The organism is Kordiimonas lipolytica (genome assembly GCF_042651265.1).
GTDB lineage: Bacteria > Pseudomonadota > Alphaproteobacteria > Sphingomonadales > Kordiimonadaceae > Kordiimonas > Kordiimonas lipolytica.
On the sequence record NZ_JBHSCR010000007.1, the window covers coordinates 269220 to 290710 of the forward strand.

The following is a 21491-nucleotide window of genomic DNA, read 5'->3' on the forward strand; positions in this document are numbered from 1 at the left end:
CATCGCCCAAAGATACCGGAGGGGAAAATGGCTAAACCAGGCATGTTGGATATCAAGAGCGTTAAAGACCAGGTCTCGGCAGAAGAATGGCAGGCCCGGGTGGACCTCGCAGCGGCCTATCGCATGATGGCCTATATGGGCTGGGACGACCTGATCTATACCCACCTCTCCATGCGCGTACCAGGCACGGACCACCATTTCCTGATCAACCCGCTTGGGCTGATGTTTGAGGAAATAACGGCTTCGAGCCTTGTGAAGGTGGACCTGAACGGCAAACAGTTGATGGACACACCTTTCATTCCAAACGCTGCGGGTTTTGTGATCCACAGCGCCATCCACGCCGCACGCGACGACGCCAACTGTGTAATGCATCTGCATACAGACTATGGCATCGCCGTATCGAACCAGAAAGACGGGCTTTTGCCCATGTGCCAGACAAGCATCGTGCCGTGGGCCATGGTTGCCTACCATGACTATGAGGGCTTTGCCGTGAATGACGGCGAGAAAGAGCGGCTGGTCGAAGACTTCGGCACCAAAAACGCCCTGATCCTGAGGAACCACGGCACGCTCACGGTGGGCGACACGGTAGCAAAAGCTTTCGAAGCCATGTGGTTCCTGGAGCGCGCCTGCAAAATTCAGGTGCTGACACAGTCCACCGGTGCCGCCGTTCATAAGCCAAGCCAGGAATCGATCGACAATGCCCTGCGCGACCTGCGTGTCGTGGCTGGCGCAAACGGGGCTGACAATTTCGTCTGGCCCGCTATTCTTCGGAAGATGGAACGGCTTGACCCAAGCTTCCGTGACTGACCAATAAAAAGCCAAGAGATTTTATGACCAATGTTCAGCCTATAATTGATGAGCTGGCTGTCGAGCAGCTTGATAAATTGCTGTTTCGCGGCACGCCGAACCAGTGGCCAAACAAACATGTGTTTGGCGGCCATGTGATCGCACAGGGTATGGAAGCCGCGACGCTGACTGTAGACAAAGCTTACAAGCTGCATTCCATCCACTGCTATTTCCTGCGGCCCGGCATCTATAGCCAGCCGATCCTTTATGACGTGGACCCAATCCGCGACGGGCGCAGCTTTGTCACCCGGCGGGTTGTTGCGATCCAGAATGGAGAAGCCATCTTCTCCATCGCCGCATCTTTCCACGTTGGCGAACAAGGCCTTGAGCACCAGATTGATATGCCTGATGTGCCGCAGCCGGAAGACCTGGACGACGATGAGGCATACTATGCCCGCGTGCTGCGCGCCTTCGGCAAACAGCCCAAGGACAAGCCTTTCATGCCGTTTGAGATGCGCTCAATCGACCGTATGGACCTTGAAAATCCGCAACCGAAAAGCCCTGAAACTGGCTACTGGTTCCGCCTGAAGGAAAAGATCGACGGCGACCAGAACCTGCATGCCCGCCTGATGGCCTATATCTCGGATTTCGCCTTCCTGTCTTCAAACCTGCGGCCCCACGCTATGATCCCGCGCGACCCGCGCCTCAAGACGGTGGCGAGCCTTGATCACGGCATGTGGTTCCACCGCGAGAATTTCCGTGTTGATGACTGGGTTTACTATAAAACTGACGGCTACTGGAGCGGCAAGGGACGCGGGCTTGCCCGTGGTGCGCTCTATGACCGTTCTGGCCGCCTTCTGGCGTCCACGGCACAGGAATCGCTCCTCAGGCTCAATCAGGAAGAAAAAGAGGCCCTCTCCTGACAGGGAGGGCCTTTTGCTTTTTTTGGGCTTACTAAAGGGTCTATTTCAGGCCGTATTTCTTGCGCCAAACCACGTAGCGCACTTCAACGCCGCTCATGATACTGCGCCGAAGCCCAGAGGCTGACTTGACCATATCGAGTGTCTCGATGGCCATTTTCTTGTCTTTCTCTTTTGGCTCCCACGTGTCCAGCGCCATATAGCTCTCGCGGATTTGGCCCGCCGTTTCTTCGCTGACATTATAGTTGCCGACCAAATCGAAATACTGATCCAGCGTGTTCTTCTTGGCGGGCAGATTGTTAGACACCTGCGAATAAACAAAATAGCCGTCAGCGCGAACCATGCGCTGGACGTGCGCGGTCCACTCATGATCCTCGCGGAAGGCGCGCAGGTCATCCATGCAGAAAAGCGCGTCGAACTTCATCTTCTCGCGCCTCATTGGATCATCCAGATGGTGGGCAGGATGAATTTTTGCTGCAGTCGTTCCTACGAACATGCGCTCCAGGTGTTCACGGCATTCCGCCCTGCCTTCATAGGCATCAACCGTATAGCCACGCTCGACCATGGTTTTGACCAGACGGCCGCCACCCGGGCCTATAACGCCAACACGTGCCCTGCCAGGCAGGTCACTGAACATGGCCATGTCTTCGATGATGTCCAGGCTGATCGGGCGCTCGCAATAGTCCATATTCTGCCCGTTGAAGAGCAAGTCCAGTGCGAGTGAGAAAGCGAGTTTTTCAGCCACAAATGTCCCCTATGCCGTGCTTGGTCCGTGGTGCGAGAATAGCCGCATAAAGTGAACCAATGATAAACAAATCTCCGCAATTGTAGCGGAGTGTATATAGCCTGAGAATATCTGCCTGAACGAACAAAAGCCTCCGGCTGATTACGCCGAAGGCTTTTCGCTATAGCATAGAATTTTTGTTAAATGCCAGATTTTTCAATCAGTAAGCGGGCATAGTTGCCGATCTGATTGGTGCGGACACCAAAGCCGGCAAAGGCCTTATTCTTGGTCTGGCCATGGTAATAGCGATAGTAAATCTGCTGCAAAATCACCGCCAGGCGAAACACACCATACACCAGATAGTAGTCGAATTTCGACAGGTCATGGCCTGTCTTTTCGGCATAAAGCTCGCAGATTTCCTCCCGGGTCAGCATGCCGGGCGCCATGCAGGGCTGCATGCACATGGCGATCATCTCGTCCGGATCACCCTTTTGCGACCAATAGGCCAGCGTGTTGCCAAGGTCCATCAGCGGATCACCAAGCGCGCTGATCTCCCAGTCCAGAATCGCCTTGATCTCGAACGGGTTGTCTTCACACAGGATCACATTATCCAGCCGGTAATCGCCATGCAGCACCGCGTGGCCCACCTCACCGGGTGGCATGTGATCTTCAAGCCATTTGCGAACGTCCGCGAAATCTTCGACATCGTCGGTGATCACGCGCTCGAACCGGCGGTTCCAGCCGGTGACCTGGCGCTCCACATAGCCCTCAGGCTTACCAAAATCGCCAAGGCCCGCGGCCTTATAGTCCACCTGATGCAGCTCGATCAGCTTATTAAAGAAAGACAGGCACAGCTTGCGGCCCTCTTCCTCGCCAAAGCCCCAGCTTGCAGGGATGGTGCGGTCCAGCTTGCGGCCTTCCACCTGCTCCATCACATAAAACTCGGCACCCAGCGGGCTGCCTTCATCCGGCACATGGAAATAGGTCTCAGGCACCGCCGGGAAAACCGGCTTCAAGGCGTTCATCACGCTATATTCGCGGATCATGCTGTGACCGGACTTCGGGCGCGTACCGAACGGCGGACGCCTGAGCACCAGGCTCTTGTTCTGGTACTGGATCGAATAAGTCAGGTTCGAATGGCCACTGGCGAACTGGCGGATCGTGGGCGTGCCTTCAAGGCCGCCGATACGCTCCTTGATGATGCTGTCGATCAGCTTGCTATCCAGCTCCTCACCCTCACGCACATCAACGGTTTTATTCAGTGATTCTGTCATATGCGCCTCCTATGCCGTCCAGCCGCCGTCCATCACCAGCGTGGTGCCGGTGGTGAAGGCTGCAGCGTCAGATGCCAGGTAAAGCACGCCACCAACCATGTCCTCCGGCTTGCCCGCACGCGGGATCGGGAACTGGCTGGTATACTGTGACAGCATATCCTCGTTAGAGGTAAACACCGCTGTCATCTTGGTGTCCACAAGGCCGGGGCAAATGGCGTTCACCCGAATGCCATCATGGCCATACTCGCGGGCGTAGGCCTTGGTCATATTGATCATGGCCGATTTGGTCATCGAATAAATGCCCTGCAGGTGCCCCGGCGACAGGCCGTTAATAGACGCCACATTCACAATCGCGCCGCCGCCCTGCCCTTTCATCATCTTCACCGCTTCGGCGGACAGATAAAACGGCCCCTTCAGATTTACATCGATCGTCTTGTCAAAAGCGGCCTCGGGCGTTTCGCCTATCAGGCCGTAAAACGGGTTGGTACCTCCGCAGTTCACCAGCACGTCCAGGCGGCCATACTCTGCCTTTATCCATTCGAACACGGCTGATACGTCTTCCATCTTGCCGGCGTGGGCTGCTTTGGCTTTGGCATCGCCACCGTCTGCCCGAATGCTTTCAGCCACCTTCTCACAGGCTGCCTGATCGCGGGAAGAAACAATCACTTTCGCGCCATTGGCAGCAAAGGCCCGGACGATGGCTTCGCCAATCCCGCGCGATGAACCGGACACAAAAACCACCTTGTCGGTGAAATCCATTAACTTGGTATAATCCATTGAAAAAACTCCCAAAAATCAGATCGGGCGGCCAGTGGTCGCAAGCTGGTTGCGGCGGAATTTTCGCATCCCCCCAACCCAGCGGTCATAATCGTTGGCCTTGTGTTTGAAATAGCCTTCCACCTGCTCATGCGGGCGGATCATGAAGCGCCCTTCCCGCATCATTGCAAGCGTACGCGTGGCCAGTTCCTCAGCGGGCATGATGCCGTCCGCGGCTGCCGAGCTTTTCTCTGCGCCTGCCGTCATCTTACTGGTCACGGCTTGCGGGCACAGACAGCCCACATAGATGCCGTCGTCACCGTGGGCGATGGCAAGGCTTTCCGCAAAACCAACGGCTGCATGCTTGGTGGTTGAATAGCTGCTGTCGCCGATCTGGCTCAGAAGCCCTGCGGCAGAAGCCGTGATCAGGAACGCGCCCGAACCGCGTTCGATCATGCCCGGCAATACAGCGCGGCACGCCAGAACATGCGCGAACACGTTCACTTCCCAGATTTTTTGCCACTGGGCGTCCGTACAGTTGATGACAGACCATGTCGGCGCGTCTGAGAAAATGATCCCCGCATTTGAACAATATAGGTCCACAGGGCCCGCAGATGCCTCCACGTCTTCGACCATCGCCTTTACGGCTGCCCCGTCGGTTACATCTAGCCTGTAGGCCTTGGCGACCGGGCCGATCTCACCCGCGACACGTTCTGCGCCCTCGGCGTCCATGTCTGCAATGGCCACGGCTTTGGCGCCTTCGGCAGCGAACAGCTTCGCCAGCGCCTCGCCGATACCGCTTGCACCGCCGGTGACCACAACAACCTTGTCTTTCACATCCATTACTCACTCCCCTCCTGGCGTTCGTCAGGGCTTTAGAAGGATGGTCTCCAACAAGGCCCTGAAGTCCTTTGGTAATGAAGTGGGGCGGCGCGTCTCTCTGTCCACATAAACATGGACAAAATGTCCCTGTGCCGCGGGTTCTAAGGCGTCCCCGGCGAAAAGGCCGATCTCGTAGCGCACGCTTGAGGTGCCGATGTGCGAGACCGCGATGCCCGCTCGCACGGGCTCTGGGAATTCGAGCGGTTTGAGGTAGCGGCAGTTGGTCTCCACCACCAGGCCAATCACTTGGCCTTTATGAATATCCAGAACGCCACCTTCGATCAGGAAGCGGTTCACTGCTGTGTCGAAAAAGCTGTAGTAGACCACGTTATTGACATGGCCATAGACGTCATTGTCCATCCAGCGGGTCTGGATGTCAGACACATGTGGATAGGCGCTGACAGCGCGCAGGGCTTCTTTATCGCTCACCAGGCTGCCTCATAGATTTTGAGAGCATCGTCCTGTGTGATCTCCCTCGGGTTGTTCACCAGAAGACGCTGCTGTTTCATGGCGTCCTCCGCCAGCATCGGCAGGTCATTATGGCTGATGCCAACATCCCTCAGGCGCTTTTCAATCCCCACATCATCGGCGATGCGCTCGAGCCAGTTGATCAGCGCTGCCGCACTGTCCCCAGCCCCCACAAGCTCGGCCAATTCAGCATAGAGGCCGCCTGCGACAGGCTCGTTGAACCTGAGCACATGCGGCAACACAAGCGCGTTGGACAGCCCGTGCGGGATATGGAAATGCCCTCCAAGCGGATAAGCCAGCGCATGCACGCCCGCAACAGGCGAATTGGCAAACGCCTGCCCCGCGAGCGTGGCGCCAACCAGCATGCCGCGGCGTGCTTCCATATTGTCGCCTTCCTTGCAGGCGACCTCGATATTGGCACCCAGCATCAGAAGCGCTTGCCGTGCAAGGCCGTCAGAAATTGGGTTCTTCTTGATCTTGGAAGTATAGGCCTCAATGGCGTGAACCATGGCGTCAATACCTGTCGCCGCAGTGATATGCGGCGGCAGGCCTTTCGTCAGCGTCGCATCCAGAATGGCCAGGTCCGCTAGCAGTGCCTTGTCGGATACCCCCATCTTGGTGCTTTCGCCCGTGGTGACGATGGCAATCTGCGTCACTTCAGACCCTGTCCCTGCCGTTGTCGGCACCTGTACCAGCGGCAGGCGTCCGCCCGACACCTGATCAAGACCATAGATATCGCCCAGTGCCTGAGCGCCTTTGCATAGGATCGCCACCAGTTTCGCCACGTCCATCGAGCTGCCACCGCCGAAGCCAACGATCAGGTCGGAGCCATGCGCCTTGGCCGCTTTGACGGCCTCGAGCACCACTTTCTCAGAAGGGTCGGCTTCCACACCGTCATAAAGCGACGGATGCAGTTCCGCCTCCTCAAGCGCATGCATGATCGGCCCCACCATGCCAAGACGCACCAAGCCCATGTCGGTGATGACCATTGGTTTCTGGCACCCGAACCGGGCCTTAAGGGTGGCGCCCAAATTGCGGGCGGCGCCGTCCTCGACCAAAATCGATGAAACGCTGTTGAAATTATAGGCGATCATATCCGCCACTCCTGACTACTATTTGATCTGTCTTTCCACGTTTTTGCGGAGCTTATCCGTATAAGGCGGCACAATACCAAGGAGATTACCGATCGACAGCTTCGGGTGCCTCAGCACAGATTTCTGGTGGCTGAACTCCAGGAAGCCGTCATACCCATGGTAATGGCCCATGCCGCTGTTGCCCACACCGCCAAACGGCAAGTTTTCATGCGCCCCATGCCACAGCACGTCATTTACTGTGACCCCGCCTGATGTCGTCCGTGTCAGCACCTCGGTTTCCTCGGCCTTGTCCTGGCCGAAATAATAAAGCGCCAGCGGACGTTCGTGCTCATTGACATAATCAATCACTTCAGATGTCTTCTGATATGTCCGCACCGGCAGGATTGGGCCGAAGATTTCTTCCTGCATCACTTTCATGTCCTCGGTCGGGTCCAGGATCAGGGCTGACGGCAGCTTGTTTGCCTGGTTTTGGCCCTTGAAGTCCTCATCCGCCGGATTGATGATACGCACGTCCGCGCCCTTGGCCTTGGCGTCCTCGATATAACCTTCCAGCCGCTCGCGGTGCCGCGCACTGATGATGGAGGTATATTGATCGTTCGCCAGCATGGTTGGATACATGCTGGAGACTTTCTTCGTATAAGTCTCCACAAACGCGTCACGGCGGTCAGCGTCAATATTCAGATAATCTGGCGCGAGGCAAATCTGCCCCGCATTCATATGCTTGAAGGTTGCGACGCGTTCAGCCACCATGTCGAGGTCCGCACTTTTGCCCACCACTACCGGGCTTTTGCCGCCGAGCTCCAGTGTCACGGGCGTCAGGTTCTCTGATGCGGCCCGCATGATCAGCTTGCCCACAACCGGTGCGCCCGTGAACATCAGATGGTCCCATGGCTGGCTGGCGAAGGCCTGGCTGGTTTGCACAGCCCCCGTCACAACAGCGACTTCCGTTTCATCGAAATTCTGGGCGAACACTTCCTTGAAAAATGCGGACGTGCGCGGTGTGTGCTCGCTTGGCTTGATGACCACCCGGTTGCCCGCCGCCAGCATTTGCGCAAGCGGCACAAACACCATGGTCAGCGGAAAGTTCCACGGGGTAATCAGCCCCACAACGCCTTTCGGCTGGGGTACGACCTGGGCTTTCGCGCCCAAAAGTCCCAGCGGGAACTGCAGCTTGCGCTTGGAAGGCTTCATCCACTTGTCTACATGCTTGATCGCGTCCCTGAGAGCGCCGGAGCTGGCGGCCACATCGGCAAACAGCGTGGTTTCTGCGGACCGGTTGCCGAAATCTTCCGAAATCAGCCGGATATAGTCGTCCTTATACTCCATCAGGCACTTAAGTGCGCGGCGGAGCCTGTCCTTCCTGACCTCAGCAGTTACAAAGCCTTCAGCCAGATAGCTGTGGCGCTGGGCCCTAAGTGTGACCGCGATATCTTCCGCCGGCGTTTCCTGAAGTGTCATGCCGTCCATCATCTTTCCCCCTTTGAAAAGCCGCCTTTCCCCAAAGGCAATCTGTTGCATTAGAGACTAGTTCGGCTTCAGAAGACTTCAAAGGCGAAAACGAAAAAAGCCCGCAAACGCGGGCTTTCAAATTCTAGGATTAAAAATCTGCTAAGCAGATCGCAGCAGATGGATTTGAGCACCCATATTTTTCGCTGTAGTCGCCTTCGCGACAGTTGTGGTCGCCTCTTCCTCTTTTGTGTCACGTACTTCCGTCAGGAAACGCTCCACTTCACGTTTGAGGCTGTCGGCTTCCTCCATCAGGCTTTCTGCATTCGTTTTCAGGTCACTGGACATGGTGCGTGTCTCATAGGCTGCCGTATCTACAATAGAGACACTGGCCCGCACTTGTTCGGTTCCTGCCGAAACTTGCTGGACATTATGAGCAATCTCACCTGTCGCCGCCGCCTGCTGCTGAACGGCCGCAACAACAGATTGGGTCACATCATTCATCTGGCCGATAATGTCGCCAATGCGCTCAATTGCGCCGGACGCATCATTTGATACCAGTTGGATCTTTTCGACATATGCCGCAATGTCTTCGGTGGCTTTGCTTGACTGCGCCGCAAGGCTTTTCACTTCAGACGCCACCACGGCAAACCCGCGACCGGCATCACCTGCGCGCGCGGCCTCGATGGTCGCATTGAGGGCAAGCAGGTTGGTCTGTTCCGCGATATCGCGGATCATCTTCACCACATTCCCGATCTGGTGTGCGGCATCCGAAAGCCCCGCCACCGTCTCTGTCGTGCGGCTCGCTTCCTCAACAGCACTCTGCGCTACCTTGGCGTTTTCATCGAGCTCATTGCTGACAGACCGGAAAGACACAGAAAGCTCTTCCGTGGCCCCCGCCACAGCCTGCACATTCTGGGACGCCTCATCAGTGGCACGCTGGGTTGCGTTCACTTCTGACGCTGTGCGCTCAGTATTGCTCACCAGCTTGCTGGCAGCACCCGCCATATTGCGCGACGCACCGGCAACTGATTCCACGATGCGCATCACACCGGCCTCAAAAGCGTCTGCCATTTGCAGACGTTGCTGCTGGCGCGCTTCACGGCGTTCTTCCCGCGCGCGTTCTTCGGCCTTCTGATGCTCCTCAAGGCGGCGAGCATCTTCAACCTCCTGCAGGCGGCGGGCCTCGGCCTCGCGCCGCTCAACCTCATGCTTTTCCTCAGCAAGGCGCTCAAGCTCAAATGTCTTGTCTTTGAACACACCGGCAGCTTCCGCCATGCGGCCCAGCTCGTCACCCCGGTCCCGACCCGGGATTTCAACCGTCTTGTCGCCAGCCGCAAGTTTGGCAATCGCGTCCGTGATGCGGCCAAGCGGGCGCGCAACCGAAAAGCCAATATACCAGGCCATGATGGCTGCGATGACCGCACCAACGACCAACCCGATAAAGCTTTGCTCAGTTGCTTTATCGACAGCCGCGATCATATCAGTCAGGGCATGCCCTTGCTCTTCCCGGGCCGTCAACTTGGCTTTTGCGGTAATGTTGGCAATGGCGGTCGCTGCAGCTTCCAACTGGGTCATTGTGTCTTGCAGCGATGTCGCTGCCGCATGCTTTGCCCGCAGGCTCTGGCGGATCACGTCGCTGTCCCGCCGGGCATAGATCAGCACCCGCATCTCGCGGCGCGGCGTGCCCTTAAGGGCCATCTGCGCTGTCCTGATAAGGCCGTCGAGTTCCTCGCCCGCTGAAATTGCCTCTTCAAAGTCTGCCAGCCGGCCAGACGCCACATAGGCGATGCTCGCCTGATTGTAGCGCGCCACCAGTGGGCCAAACTGAGGCGCAAGCGCCGCCGCCTCACCATCCTTTGATTTCAGGAATTCCACCAGCGCTGCGGCTGAGCTTTCCAGCTTGCCAATACCGATGGCCACCACCTGAAGGGCATCTTCTTCATTGCCCAAGCGGTTTTCAACAGCTGTGAAAACAGTGTCAAAATCGTGGGAAGCTGTTTCAAGGGCCTGGGCAGTCTCCGCCGCCCCCGTTTGCGCCAGTATCTCCGCCACCTTCACACGCGTAGCATCTGCCCGCGCCTGTGCTTCGGTCAAGCGCTGCTTGTCTTCATCGCGCCCGGAAAAGGCGAATGTCCGCAAGGCACTCGTTTGCGCGGCAATGTCGGAAGCATAGTCATTCACATGACGCACAATGTCCGTCTTATCGGCAATTGCCTGAGAAGCGCCATCAAGGCCACGAAGCCCCGACGACGATATGCGGTTTGCTGCTGCAAGTGTGACAATGACAGCCGCAAAGCCCAGAAGAATCCTAAAGCGGACAGAAATGCGCATGATATAACCCCTCACTAAGCGGTGCCACCATGCGTGCAGCCCCGCAGTAAATTTCGTGCGAGGAGCAACCTAATTTTTGACTGTGACAGAGATATTTCAGGTGCGTGACAGTTCAGTCAAAAGTCTGCTCAAGCCGTCACAAAAGTGAAATATCAGGGGTAAAGCTCTGCTAGGCGCCAATCGCCTGCAGCCTCATCACGGGTGTAGGTAACACGCTCGTGCAGGCGGAATTTCCGGTCGCGCCAGAATTCGAAATAGCGCGGCTTCAGGCGAAAGCCGGACCAATGATCTGGCCGCGGCACCTCGCCAGCGCCAAACTTGGCAGTATATTTCGCGATCGCACCTTCAAATTCGAAGCGGCCTTCCATTTCGCGAGACTGCTGGGATGCCCAGGCACCAATGCGGCTGGCACGCGGGCGTGACGCGAAATAGGCGTCCGCTTCCTCAAGGGTAACAGGCTCTACAGCCCCCTCAACGCGTATCTGGCGGCGCAGTGTTTTCCAGTGAAACAAAAGTGCCGCGTTCGGATTGGCTGCCAGTTCACCGCCTTTGCGGCTTTCAAGGTTGGTATAGAAAACAAGGCCATCAGCATCACACCCCTTCAGAAGCACCATGCGCACGCTTGGTATTCCGTCTGGTGTGGCTGTCGCAAGCGCCATGGCCGTTGGATCGTTTGGCTCACTCTCTGTTGCCTCGGCAATCCAGGCGTTGACCTGGTCAAAAGGTGTTTCAAAGGCCGCGCGCTTGTCAGACACTGTCATAAATCCTTGTCATAAAATCTTTTTCGTCACTTAGGTGGCGCATTCTGCTATATCAAAACTAAGCATCTATAAACGCAAGAATATTGCACGCCGTGCCCTGCCCCTTATATGATAGCAAGACACGTGATTCAGTATCTGTTTTTTGGGTTTGATACAATCCTATGAGCGACCTTTATGATATTTTGGGCCTAAACCGCGACGCCAGCCAGGATGACGTCAAGAAGGCCTATCGTTCCTTGGCAAAAAAATACCATCCGGACGCCAACAAGGATAATCCCAAGATCGTGGACCGCTTCAAGGAAGTTTCCGCGGCCTATTCGATCCTGGGGAACGAGCAGCAGCGCGCCCGCTATGACCGTGGCGAGATTGACGAAACCGGCGCCGAGAAACGCACCTACTCCAACCCGTTTGGTTTTGGAGGCGGCGGAAAGCGCCGTGCCTCCGCAAGCTTCGACGATTTCGATCTTGATGAAGCCCAGGACATCTTCACGGAATTTTTCCGTTCTTCAAGCAGGCGCAAAGGGCCTTCACGCGGGGATAGCCCGTTTGAGCAGTCTGGCCGGAAGCGCGGGCTGGACCTCAGCTACAAGATCACCATCGGATTTGACGAGTCGATCAACGGCAGCACACGCAGGCTGACGCTCAACGACGGTCGGAACGTGGACATCAAAATCCCACCCGGCATCAAGGACGGCCAGGTGATCCGGCTCTCAGGCCAGGGCGGCCCCGGCTTCGGCAAGGGCCCAAAGGGCGACGCCATGGTGGAAATCCGCGTGGCGCCACACCCCTATTTCACCCGCAAGGACCTGGATATCCATCTGGAACTGCCAATCTCACTTGATGAGGCGGTGTTGGGCGGCGACATTGAGGTGCCCACACCAAAAGGGCGCCTGACAGTCCGCATCCCCAAAAACAGCTCCACCGGCAAGCGCCTGAGGCTGAAGGGCAAGGGTGTCAAACGCGGTGATGAGGTGGGCAACATGTATGTCAACCTGAAGCTGATGCTGCCAACAGACCGCGACGCCGAGCTTGAAAAGCTGATGAAGCAATGGTCCGGCGGCAATGGCGCGGAACTGCGCAAAAAAGCGGGGCTAAGCTGACCGGATGAACCCGATCGAACGCCATAAACGGGCCTGGAAGCGCACCTTCATCTATTTCTTCGACAATGACGGCATGGCGGCTGCGGGCAATATGGCCTTCCTGACCATGCTTTCGCTGTTTCCGTTCATCATCTTCCTTGTGGCCGTTTCCGGCTTTATGGGCCAAACGGCAAGCGGCGTCGAGGCGGTAAACTATCTCCTCAACGATGTTTTGCCGCCAGAAGTATCAAAGGTGGTCAAAGGGCCAATCGATGGCATCGTCAAAAACACCGGTGCCGAAATCCTGACCGGATCGATCCTTCTGGCCATCTGGACAGCCGGCAACGGCGTTGAAGCAGCGCGCGAGATATTGATCAAGGCTTTCGGCAAGGAATATGCCCGTGCTGTCTGGATCAGGCGGCTTGAAAGCCTTGGTGTTGTTGTGTTCGGTGCCATCGCAATCGTCACCGCCATGTCGATCATGGTGCTGGGGCCCGCGGTCCTGAAGGCGGTCACCAGCCTGTTTCCCGACATCGTATCGGAAGGCATCAACACCGCCTGGGGGTACCTGAGCCTGCTGGTGAGCCCCTCCATTCTGACCCTGGGCATCTATATGATGTACCTTGCCCTGACCCCAAGGAAGATCAAGCACACTGCCCGCCTGCCCGGTACGCTCCTGAGCGTCGTGGTGTTGATCGCCACAGCCAAGGGGCTTTCGGTCTATCTCAAGTACGCCGGAAACTATGATGTCACCTACGGCAGCCTAGCGGGCGTGGTGGTGATGCAGCTATTCTGTTTCCTTGTCAGCCTTGGGTTTGTGCTGGGGGCGGAACTCAACGCAGCATATACGTTTGGGGATGCCAGCCGGGCAAAAGCCAAGGCGCGGGTAGAACGGCGTGCAAAGGAAGAAGCTGCAGAGGCTGCATCAAAACCAGATGAAAAGAAAGAAGGCGCGGAAGCGCCGGAATCCGAAGCCTAATCAGTTTCGGCCAAAACAATTGACCATCCGGGCGCTTCGTGTAGGATGCGCCGAATTCTCGGCCTAACAGATATAAAAAGGGGGCGAATATGACCAAATTGATGGAAGGAAAACGCGGGCTGATCATGGGCGTCGCAAACGACCGCTCGATGGCCTGGGGCATTGCCAAAGCTTGCGCAGAGCAAGGCGCAGAGGTTGCCTTTTCATACCAGGGCGAAGCGCTTGAAAAGCGCGTGCGTCCGCTCGCGGAATCCATCGGTTCCGATTTCCTGGTTCAGTGTGACGTCTCCGACGCCGCCTCGATCGACGCCATGGCCGAGAAATTGGCCGAAAAGTGGGACAGCATCGACTTTTTCGTGCACGCCATTGGCTATTCGGACAAGTCTGAGCTGCGCGGTCGCTATATTGACACCACGCTCGATAACTTCCTGATGACCATGAACATCTCTGCCTACAGCTTCGTGGCCGTGGGCCAGCGTCTGGAAAAGATGATGACGAACGGCGGCAGCATGCTGACGCTCAGCTACTATGGCTCTGAAAAGGTAGTGCCCCACTATAACGTGATGGGTGTCGCGAAAGCCGCGCTTGAGTGCTCCACCCGCTATATGGCGCGCGACCTGGGCGAAAAAGGCATCCGCGTGAACACCATCTCTGCGGGCCCGATGAAAACGCTTGCGGCGTCTGGCGTTGGTGACTTCCGCATGCTGCTGAAATACAATGAGCAAAACGCACCACTGCGCCGCAACATCACGCTTGATGACGTGGCGGGCGCGGGCCTTTATCTGCTGTCTGATCTGTCATCGGGCGTCACTGGCGAAACCCACCATGTGGACAGCGGTTTCTCCACCACCTGTATGCCGACAGATGATGAGGCGATGAAAATCCTCATCAACTCGATGGATTAGAATAAACCTTAAGAAAGCCTTGTAAGCTTATGTCTTATAATACATTTGGCAGACTTTTCCGTTTCACCACCTGGGGCGAAAGCCACGGTCCGGCGCTGGGCGCCACCGTTGATGGCGTGCCGCCCCTCTTGGAGATCACGGAAGAGGAAATCCAGGTGTTTCTGGACAAACGCAAGCCGGGCCAGAGCAAATACACCACACAGCGCCGTGAACCCGACGCTGTGAAAATCCTGTCTGGCGTGTTTGAGGGCAAGACCACGGGCACCCCCGTGCAGTTGATGATCGAGAACACCGATCAGCGCAGCAAGGATTATGGCGATATTGCCGAGCGCTTCCGCCCCGGCCACGCCGATTTCACCTATATGGAAAAATACGGCATCCGCGACTATCGCGGGGGCGGACGGTCCAGTGCACGCGAAACCGCAGCACGCGTGGCCGCAGGCGCCATCGCCCGCAAAGTATTGGGTGACGGCATCACCATCCGCGCCTCGATGGTGCAGATGGGATCGCACAAGATTGACCGCAGCCGGTTCGATTGGGCTGAGGTGGACCGCAACCCCTTCTTCTGCGCAGACGCTGAAACGGCTCAGGCCTGGGCGACAGAGCTTGACGCCATAAGGAAGGCCGGCAGCAGCATTGGTGCCGTGATCGAAGTGGTTGCCGAAGGCGTTCCCGCCGGTTGGGGTGCGCCCATCTACGCCAAGCTGGACGCTGACCTGGCGACCGCCCTGATGAGCATCAATGCCGCCAAGGGCGTGGAAATTGGCGCGGGCATGGAAGCAGCAACCCTTACGGGCGAAGAGAATGCCGATGAAATGGTGCCCGGCGCAAACGGTGGGCCCCAGTTCATGTCAAACAACGCGGGCGGTATTTTGGGCGGCATCTCGACCGGCCAGCCCATCGTGGCCCGCTTTGCCGTTAAGCCAACCAGCTCTATCCTCACGCCGCGCAAAAGCGTAAACACGCGTGGTGAAGCCGTTGACGTGGTTACCAAGGGCCGTCATGACCCTTGCGTGGGCATCCGCGCCGTGCCAATCGCTGAGGCCATGATGGCCATCGTGCTGGCCGACCATATGATGATGCACCGCGCGCAGTGTGGCTAACGGGTGGTTGGTGGGCTTAGCCTCTTAATCATCCTCATCATCACTTTCCCCACCATTCCTTATTTCTGGCCCCTCTTCCACCGGTGGCGTGGCTGGCATACCGTTTTCCATTTGGGCGGCATGGAAATGATGGCTGATGCGCCAAGCGTGGTAAGAAACCCGCTGCAGCCAGCGAACCGCATCCAGCCGCATCAGAAGCCCCACCTCGCCCATCTGCTTGCGCGTGGCGGCCATAACCGTGCTTTCGCGGTATTTATGCCGCTGCAGCCGCATGAAGCTGCGAACACGGTCAAAATAGATATCGGGGCGGCCGCCTTCTTCGTGTGCCAGATAGGTATCAAGGCTGTGGGCGAGAACGGCCCTCAGGCGCTCAAGCCGCCTGTCGGACGACAGGGCGTCGACCCGCTCAATCTGCATGCAGCGGTGATGCAGGCGCCTGAGGTGGTCAAGAATATGCAGCGTGTTGCTTTCGCGCGCGCTCACCAACCCGTCCCCCTGGCTGGGCGGGATATTTTCAACGAATTCTTCAGCCGCCGTGATGCCACGTTCGATCTCCACCAGCGGCCAAGTGCGGTCCACATGGCGCCGCGCCGGGTCTAGCTGGTCCCGCAAGAGCGCGAAAAGCGCGTCTGTCAGCTGCTGTGCCACGGCAAGCCCGGCAATGCTGGCGGCCCCCGGTTCGCTGTAGAGCGCTGTGTCCAGGCCGCGCTCGAACGGGGCCTTGCGCTCCGGCATCAGGCGAACGATAGCCCGGGCGAAATAGCGAATGAAAGGCAACACAATGATCACGCCGATCACATTCATCGCCGTGTGGAAGCCAACAACGGCGACTTGGGCGTTACCTGCCGCGCCGCCACCAAGCCAGGCGTCTACAATGGCCGTATAATAGCCCAGGGTGCAGAAAGCCATGGTGCCGGCAAACAGGTTATAAGCCACATGGGCAAATGCCGTCTGCCGCATGGAGACCGAGCCCCCGATGGTGGCCAGCATCGCCGTGAAGGTGGTGCCCACGTCCATCCCTATGACCATGGCCGCCGCCTGCGGGAAATTCACCGAGCCGACCGACAGCGCCACCAATGTGGCCGCGATACCGGCGCTCGAGGACTGGGTGATGATGGTGATGCCAATGCCGATCAGGACCAGCTGGAACCGGCCCCAGAGCGTGTCGGTGGGAAAATTCTCGGGCGTTACCAAACCTTCAAACGCGCCCATGCCGTTCTGCATCGTCTCGATCCCGATGAACAGCAGGCTGAAGCCCGCCAGTGCCCAGCCAATGTCCCGAACCTTGCCTTTGCCGAAAAGGCGCATCAAGACGCCGAGAAGCACAAGCGGCATCACCATCAGCCCCAATTGGAGCTTGAAACCGATAAGGGCGACAAGCCAGCCGGTGATGGTTGTGCCGATATTGGCGCCCAGAATGATCCCCAGCGCCTGGGTAAAGGTGATGATGCCCGCGCCAACAAAGCCTACCGCGGTGACTGTTGTGGCGCTGGATGACTGGATGATGGCCGTTGTGATCGCCCCTGTGGCCACGCCCGACAAAGGCGTGGTGGTATAGCGTGCCAGCGCCTGCCTAAGCGCCTTGCCCGCCAGTGCACGCAAACCGTCCGTCAGCACGATCATGCCGAACAGAAACAGGCCAACGCCTCCAAGGGCGACAAGAATATGCAGTATCATAAGCTCTCATGCCGTCAGGTTCGCCCAAGTGTCTCTGATAATGGTCAATTTTGGCAATAGTCAATTTCCTGAACCGGCCTGTATGCGGCGAATTCGGACTCCAATCACTACTGGCGCCCGCATCCCTGTTCAGGTAAGCTCCCGGCCAAATGGGGGAGACACTGATGATGAAATCGATAAAATATCTGCTGGCCTTAGTAGTGCTTGGACTGGCGCTTGTGATCTATATCTCCTGGACACCGGATATTCCGCACGAGGAGCTGGCGGAGAAATACGCCACTGGCGCCTCTGATTTCATCGACCTCCCCTCTGGCGCCCGCGCCCACTTCCGCATGCAGGGCAACGCGGAAGGCCGCGCTATCCTTTTGCTGCATGGCTCAAATTCGTCGCTTCACACCTGGGAAGGCTGGGTGGATGCGCTTGAGACAGACTATTTTGTCGTCACTGTTGACCTGCCCGGCCACGGCCTGACGGGTGCCACTCCGGCGGATGATTACACCTATGGCGGGATGGTAGCTTTTGTGGATGAGTTCGCCACAGCCTTGAACCTCAAGAGTTTTGTCCTTGGCGGCAATTCAATGGGCGGCGGCGTAACGCTCGCGTACGCGATCGAACATGGCGATAAACTCAGCGGCATCGTTTTGGTGGATACCGCCGGCGTCAACCCGCCGGAAAACACCAGAATCCCAGTGAAACGCCCCAAGGCCTTCGAATTGGCTGGCCATTGGTACAGCGACTGGATTTTGGAGAATATCACCCCACGCAGCATCGTTGAGGAAGGCCTGAAGACCTCGATTGTTGATCACTCCCTGATCAACGACACGATGGTGGACCGCTATTGGGAGCTGGCGCGGCACCCGGGCAACCGCCGCGCGACGGGCCTTCGCTTCGCCTGGTACCGCGACGCGGGCCGGCAAGACCTTGACGTGGCGCAGATCAAGGTGCCGACACTCATCTTGTGGGGCGAAGAGGACAGCCTTATCCCGCTGGAGGTTGGGCAGATACTGGCTGAACGGATCGGCGGCGCCCGGCTTGTCACCTTCCCAAACATCGGCCATATCCCGATGGAGGAAATCCCGGCAATCTCCGCCACGGCAGTCAGAAACTTTGTCGCGTCGCTCGACCGCCGCTAACTGTCCAGAAGCTCTTTGCCTTCGCCGCCAAAGCGGGTGGCGAAATAGCCGCAAACAAGGCCGACACCAACCCCTTCCAGCACCATCCACCATGGCGATGGCGCGGATGGACCGAAATAGTCTGTCATCATGGCCGCGAAACGGTCGTAAGTGAACAGTAGCAGCACAAAATTCATCCAGCCCACCATGACGCCCGAGCGAAACCACCATGGCATAGGCATTTTCAGCACGGGGTGATAGGTCATCACGCCAAACATGCCGACAATGGCCCCCAGCGTCCCGTACCATAACAGGATTCCGAGACGGACCATCATGCCCTCATTTGGGCTCATTTGGGCTCATGATCGGAATGATGAAAAAGCCGATAAGGCCGAACACAAACCCAACGGTTTTGGCGATGGCAACACGGCGTATCAGAGATGGTTTTTCAAACATGGCATCCCCCTTTCGTTAGGAAGATACTATCAGTTTCCGTTGCGGACGTACATTGACCGAGGTCAACCCACGCCCAGAGGCGGCCACTCGCTCTCTGGCTAACCTTCGTTGCGGAAGAAAGTTTCTTCGGCCTTACAGCTATTCACAGGCGCGGGGCGCGTATTGATATTGTCCACGGTCCAGCACTCCCGGTACAGAGAGCAATAGCAAAGCGAGATGGTAACCCGCGATGTCAATTGATCCCTCAGAAGCGTGGCGATGTCCGGCTTGGTCTCCAGCTTCAACGCTTCCACCCTTGCATCCGCAGGCATAAGGACGCCAGGATCCAGGTTGGTGACCGAAACCGTGTCCACATTGCGCTCAGAACCGTCAATATGTACCAAATCGTCTGTGCCCAGCGCCACGACTTGCGCCCAGGTCAACTGTGGCTTCCCATCCACCTTCACAGTCAACCCCTCGATGGAGGCTGGCCCAATCCCCTGGTTCACCGCCCCGATGCGGAAGCTGCCCTCCGTGTCACCCACATGACTACCGGTGTAAACCAGCACACTGGGCAATACCGACAGGCGCGCGTGCTCGCGCTCCATCATTGCTTCGTCATGCATCACCTGGGTCTGCACTATGGCCACAACAACAGCCGCCACAGCCGTGATCATGGCTGTGATGGACATCAAAAGCTCAAACTTTATTTTCATATATAAAACAATACTTTATATTATTTTCTTGAGAACACGCCCACAAGCTCCATATGGGGTGACCATAGGAACTGGTCCACAGGCTGGACGCTCTCGAGCTCATAGCCGCCATCGGCCAGCATACGGGCATCGCGGCTAAAGGTGTTGGGGTTGCAGGACACCGCCACAATGCGCGACACAGCCGACTGCGCCAATTGTTCCACCTGATCCTTGGCGCCTGCCCGCGGTGGATCGAAAACAACCGCTTCAAACATCTCAAGTTCCTTGGTTGAGAGCGGCCTTCTGAACAGGTCCCGGTGTTTGACCACAATCTGCTTGAAGCCGGTCGCCACGTTGGCGGCTGCCTGCATGGCATCCAGTGCGTTCTTTGCGCCTTCGGCGGCCAGCACCTGATGGTCTTTCGCCAGAGGGAAGGTGAAGGTGCCGATGCCTGAGAACAGGTCCGCCACCCGGCCATAGCCTGCACAGGCATCTACCACAGCCTTCACCAGTGCAGCTTCGCCCTCGTCCGACGCCTGGATAAAGGCAGCCGGCGGCAGCGGCACACGCGCGCCCGCAAAGTCCATCACTGCTTCACGGCGGATCGCAACTGGGTCCAGAAAGCCCTGGTCCTGCCAGTGAACGGCGGCGATATCATGGGTGTTGGCGAAATCGACCAGGGCCTCACGGTCGGCCAGATCAAGGGGCTTTGCCGCATCGATAAGCATATCAACGCCAGAGGCCGCGACCGTCATATGCACCGTTGCTGCCATGCGTTGCGGCAGAATTGAGACAAGGAGGTCTCGCAGCGGACCAAACAGACGCGTCAGCTCAGGCCTGGCGATGGGGCATTTCTTCACGTCCACAATCTGGTGGCTCTGGCGTTCGTTAAAGCCCAGCACCACGCCGGACGCCACCCTGAGCGCCTTCAGGGCCACTCGGCGGCGGCTTTCAGCCGGTGTGATGATCGGGTCTTTCACAAGGCCTGCGTCAAAACCGTGATGCGCCAGCGCCATTGCCGTGCGGTCCTTGACCCAGGCGGCATAAGCATCCTGCTTCAGGAATTGCAGCTGGCAGCCCCCGCAGGTGCCAAAATGCTGGCATAAGGGCGCTGTGCGATCAGCACTCTCTTTTGTGATCTCGACAAGGTCAGCGTAGATGCCGTTCCGGCGCACGTCCTTTGCCGCCACCCGCGCCACATCGCCCGGCACCGTGCCCGGCACAAACACAGGCATGCCGTCACGCTCGCCTACCCCGTCGCCTTGCGCACCCAGCGCGGTAATCTCTACGTCAAACATTTCAGCTTTTGCCATCAGGCCTTCTCGCCATACAGGAGGAACTCAATATTGCCTTCGGGGCCTTTGATCGGGCTTTCCGTCAGGCCACAGGCTGTCCAGCCGTCCATATCGTCATTCAGCCACGCCCGCATTTCTTCGCATACGGCCTTATGGAGCTCAGGATCGCGCACCACACCGCCCTTGCCGACATTCTCGCGCCCCACTTCGAACTGCGGCTTTATGAGCGCAATAAGCCGTCCGCCGGGCTTCACCAGCGCCATGGCGGCCGGCAGTACGGTCTTGAGCGAGATAAAGCTGGCGTCGCACACCACGATATCGATGGGATCGGGGATAGCCTCATTGTCCAGATAACGGGCATTGGTCTTTTCCATAACCACAACCCTGTCGTCGTTCCTGAGCTTCCAGGCAAGTTGGCCATGGCCAACATCAACGGCGTAAACCTTTTTGGCGCCACCCTGCAACAAAACATCGGTGAAGCCACCGGTGGATGCGCCAACATCAATGGCAATCATCCCTGTCGGGTTCACGCTGAACTCCTTGAGGCCCTTCTCAAGCTTCAGGCCGCCACGGCTGACCCAGTCGTGTTCCTTGCCGCGCACTTCAATAGGCTGATCTTCCTTGATCTGCTGGCCAGCTTTGAGGATCTTGGTTTCACCTGAGAAAACGACGCCCGCCATAATCAGCGCCTGGGCCTTGGCCCGGCTTTCCACAAGACCACGGTCCACCAGTGCCACGTCTGCCCTGATTTTTCCCGCCACTGGTA

At 57.6% G+C, this 21491-nt stretch carries 21 protein-coding genes; 7 read left to right on the forward strand and 14 right to left on the reverse strand.

Annotated features, from left to right (window positions below; genetic code table 11):
- Positions 1-27 precede the first annotated feature (27 nt).
- Positions 28-807, forward strand: a complete 780-nt coding sequence (locus tag ACFO5Q_RS11245) for a class II aldolase/adducin family protein (RefSeq protein ID WP_068145397.1) — start codon at positions 28-30, stop codon at positions 805-807.
- 23 nt (positions 808-830) lie between these two features.
- Positions 831-1709 carry an acyl-CoA thioesterase gene (locus ACFO5Q_RS11250; RefSeq protein ID WP_068145394.1) on the forward strand — a complete coding sequence of 293 codons (879 nt, stop codon included), beginning with the start codon at positions 831-833 and terminating at the stop codon, positions 1707-1709.
- Between the two features lie 40 nt (positions 1710-1749).
- Here ACFO5Q_RS11250 and ACFO5Q_RS11255 read toward each other — a convergent pair whose 3' ends face one another.
- From ACFO5Q_RS11255 to pdxH, 9 genes are all read right to left on the reverse strand, one after another.
- On the reverse strand, positions 1750-2451 hold the full coding sequence (locus tag ACFO5Q_RS11255) for a methyltransferase domain-containing protein (RefSeq protein ID WP_068145393.1): 702 nt from the start codon (positions 2449-2451) through the stop codon (positions 1750-1752).
- Positions 2452-2630: 179 nt separating this feature from the next.
- The gene (locus ACFO5Q_RS11260; RefSeq protein ID WP_068145390.1) at positions 2631-3704 is read right to left on the reverse strand and encodes a phosphotransferase family protein; all 1074 of its coding nucleotides are present in this window, start codon (positions 3702-3704) and stop codon (positions 2631-2633) included.
- Positions 3705-3713: 9 nt separating this feature from the next.
- The gene (locus ACFO5Q_RS11265) at positions 3714-4481 is read right to left on the reverse strand and encodes a glucose 1-dehydrogenase (protein ID WP_068145387.1); all 768 of its coding nucleotides are present in this window, start codon (positions 4479-4481) and stop codon (positions 3714-3716) included.
- 18 nt (positions 4482-4499) lie between these two features.
- Positions 4500-5303, reverse strand: coding sequence for an SDR family oxidoreductase (locus tag ACFO5Q_RS11270; protein WP_068145384.1), 804 nt, complete (start codon positions 5301-5303; stop codon positions 4500-4502).
- Positions 5304-5327: 24 nt separating this feature from the next.
- Positions 5328-5771, reverse strand: a complete 444-nt coding sequence (locus ACFO5Q_RS11275; RefSeq protein WP_068145381.1) for an acyl-CoA thioesterase — start codon at positions 5769-5771, stop codon at positions 5328-5330.
- Complete coding sequence (locus tag ACFO5Q_RS11280; protein WP_068145379.1) at positions 5768-6904, reverse strand: iron-containing alcohol dehydrogenase; 1137 nt, start codon at positions 6902-6904, stop codon at positions 5768-5770. The genes ACFO5Q_RS11275 and ACFO5Q_RS11280 overlap by 4 nt, the downstream gene beginning before the upstream one ends.
- An 18-nt stretch (positions 6905-6922) precedes the next feature.
- Positions 6923-8374, reverse strand: coding sequence for a coniferyl aldehyde dehydrogenase (locus ACFO5Q_RS11285; RefSeq protein WP_231727146.1), 1452 nt, complete (start codon positions 8372-8374; stop codon positions 6923-6925).
- A gap of 138 nt (positions 8375-8512) precedes the next feature.
- The gene (locus ACFO5Q_RS11290) at positions 8513-10684 is read right to left on the reverse strand and encodes a methyl-accepting chemotaxis protein (RefSeq protein WP_068145376.1); all 2172 of its coding nucleotides are present in this window, start codon (positions 10682-10684) and stop codon (positions 8513-8515) included.
- Positions 10685-10836: 152 nt separating this feature from the next.
- Positions 10837-11445, reverse strand: coding sequence for a pyridoxamine 5'-phosphate oxidase (pdxH, locus tag ACFO5Q_RS11295; RefSeq protein ID WP_068145374.1), 609 nt, complete (start codon positions 11443-11445; stop codon positions 10837-10839).
- 161 nt (positions 11446-11606) lie between these two features.
- On the opposite strand from pdxH, the gene ACFO5Q_RS11300 reads away from it, so the two are divergent.
- The 4 genes from ACFO5Q_RS11300 to aroC all read left to right on the forward strand — a co-directional run bounded on the left by ACFO5Q_RS11300 (position 11607) and on the right by aroC (position 15511).
- On the forward strand, positions 11607-12545 hold the full coding sequence (locus ACFO5Q_RS11300; RefSeq protein ID WP_068145370.1) for a DnaJ C-terminal domain-containing protein: 939 nt from the start codon (positions 11607-11609) through the stop codon (positions 12543-12545).
- A gap of 4 nt (positions 12546-12549) precedes the next feature.
- A complete protein-coding gene (locus ACFO5Q_RS11305) occupies positions 12550-13503 on the forward strand; it encodes a YihY/virulence factor BrkB family protein (RefSeq protein ID WP_068145367.1) in 954 nt (317 codons plus the stop codon).
- Positions 13504-13592: 89 nt separating this feature from the next.
- Positions 13593-14408 carry an enoyl-ACP reductase FabI gene (locus ACFO5Q_RS11310; RefSeq protein ID WP_068145364.1) on the forward strand — a complete coding sequence of 272 codons (816 nt, stop codon included), beginning with the start codon at positions 13593-13595 and terminating at the stop codon, positions 14406-14408.
- A 29-nt stretch (positions 14409-14437) separates the two neighbouring features.
- Positions 14438-15511, forward strand: a complete 1074-nt coding sequence (gene aroC, locus ACFO5Q_RS11315) for a chorismate synthase (protein ID WP_068145360.1) — start codon at positions 14438-14440, stop codon at positions 15509-15511.
- Positions 15512-15535: 24 nt separating this feature from the next.
- On the opposite strand, the gene ACFO5Q_RS11320 is transcribed toward aroC, so the two are convergent.
- A complete protein-coding gene (locus tag ACFO5Q_RS11320; RefSeq protein WP_068145357.1) occupies positions 15536-17188 on the reverse strand; it encodes a Na/Pi cotransporter family protein in 1653 nt (550 codons plus the stop codon).
- 164 nt (positions 17189-17352) lie between these two features.
- Here ACFO5Q_RS11320 and ACFO5Q_RS11325 point away from each other — a divergent pair, with 164 nt between their 5' ends.
- Positions 17353-18321 carry an alpha/beta fold hydrolase gene (locus ACFO5Q_RS11325; protein ID WP_197420968.1) on the forward strand — a complete coding sequence of 323 codons (969 nt, stop codon included), beginning with the start codon at positions 17353-17355 and terminating at the stop codon, positions 18319-18321.
- On the opposite strand, the gene ACFO5Q_RS11330 is transcribed toward ACFO5Q_RS11325, so the two are convergent.
- From ACFO5Q_RS11330 to ACFO5Q_RS11345, 4 genes are all read right to left on the reverse strand, one after another.
- Positions 18318-18653: a hypothetical protein gene (locus tag ACFO5Q_RS11330; protein WP_156431902.1), complete on the reverse strand. Its 336-nt coding sequence runs from the start codon at positions 18651-18653 to the stop codon at positions 18318-18320. The genes ACFO5Q_RS11325 and ACFO5Q_RS11330 overlap by 4 nt on opposite strands.
- A 201-nt stretch (positions 18654-18854) precedes the next feature.
- Positions 18855-19427: a hypothetical protein gene (locus ACFO5Q_RS11335; protein ID WP_156431901.1), complete on the reverse strand. Its 573-nt coding sequence runs from the start codon at positions 19425-19427 to the stop codon at positions 18855-18857.
- A 44-nt stretch (positions 19428-19471) separates the two neighbouring features.
- A complete protein-coding gene (rlmD, locus tag ACFO5Q_RS11340) occupies positions 19472-20743 on the reverse strand; it encodes a 23S rRNA (uracil(1939)-C(5))-methyltransferase RlmD (RefSeq protein WP_068145345.1) in 1272 nt (423 codons plus the stop codon).
- The gene (locus ACFO5Q_RS11345) at positions 20743-21486 is read right to left on the reverse strand and encodes a TlyA family RNA methyltransferase (RefSeq protein ID WP_068145341.1); all 744 of its coding nucleotides are present in this window, start codon (positions 21484-21486) and stop codon (positions 20743-20745) included. The genes rlmD and ACFO5Q_RS11345 overlap by 1 nt, the downstream gene beginning before the upstream one ends.
- Between the last annotated feature and the right edge of the window lie 5 nt (positions 21487-21491).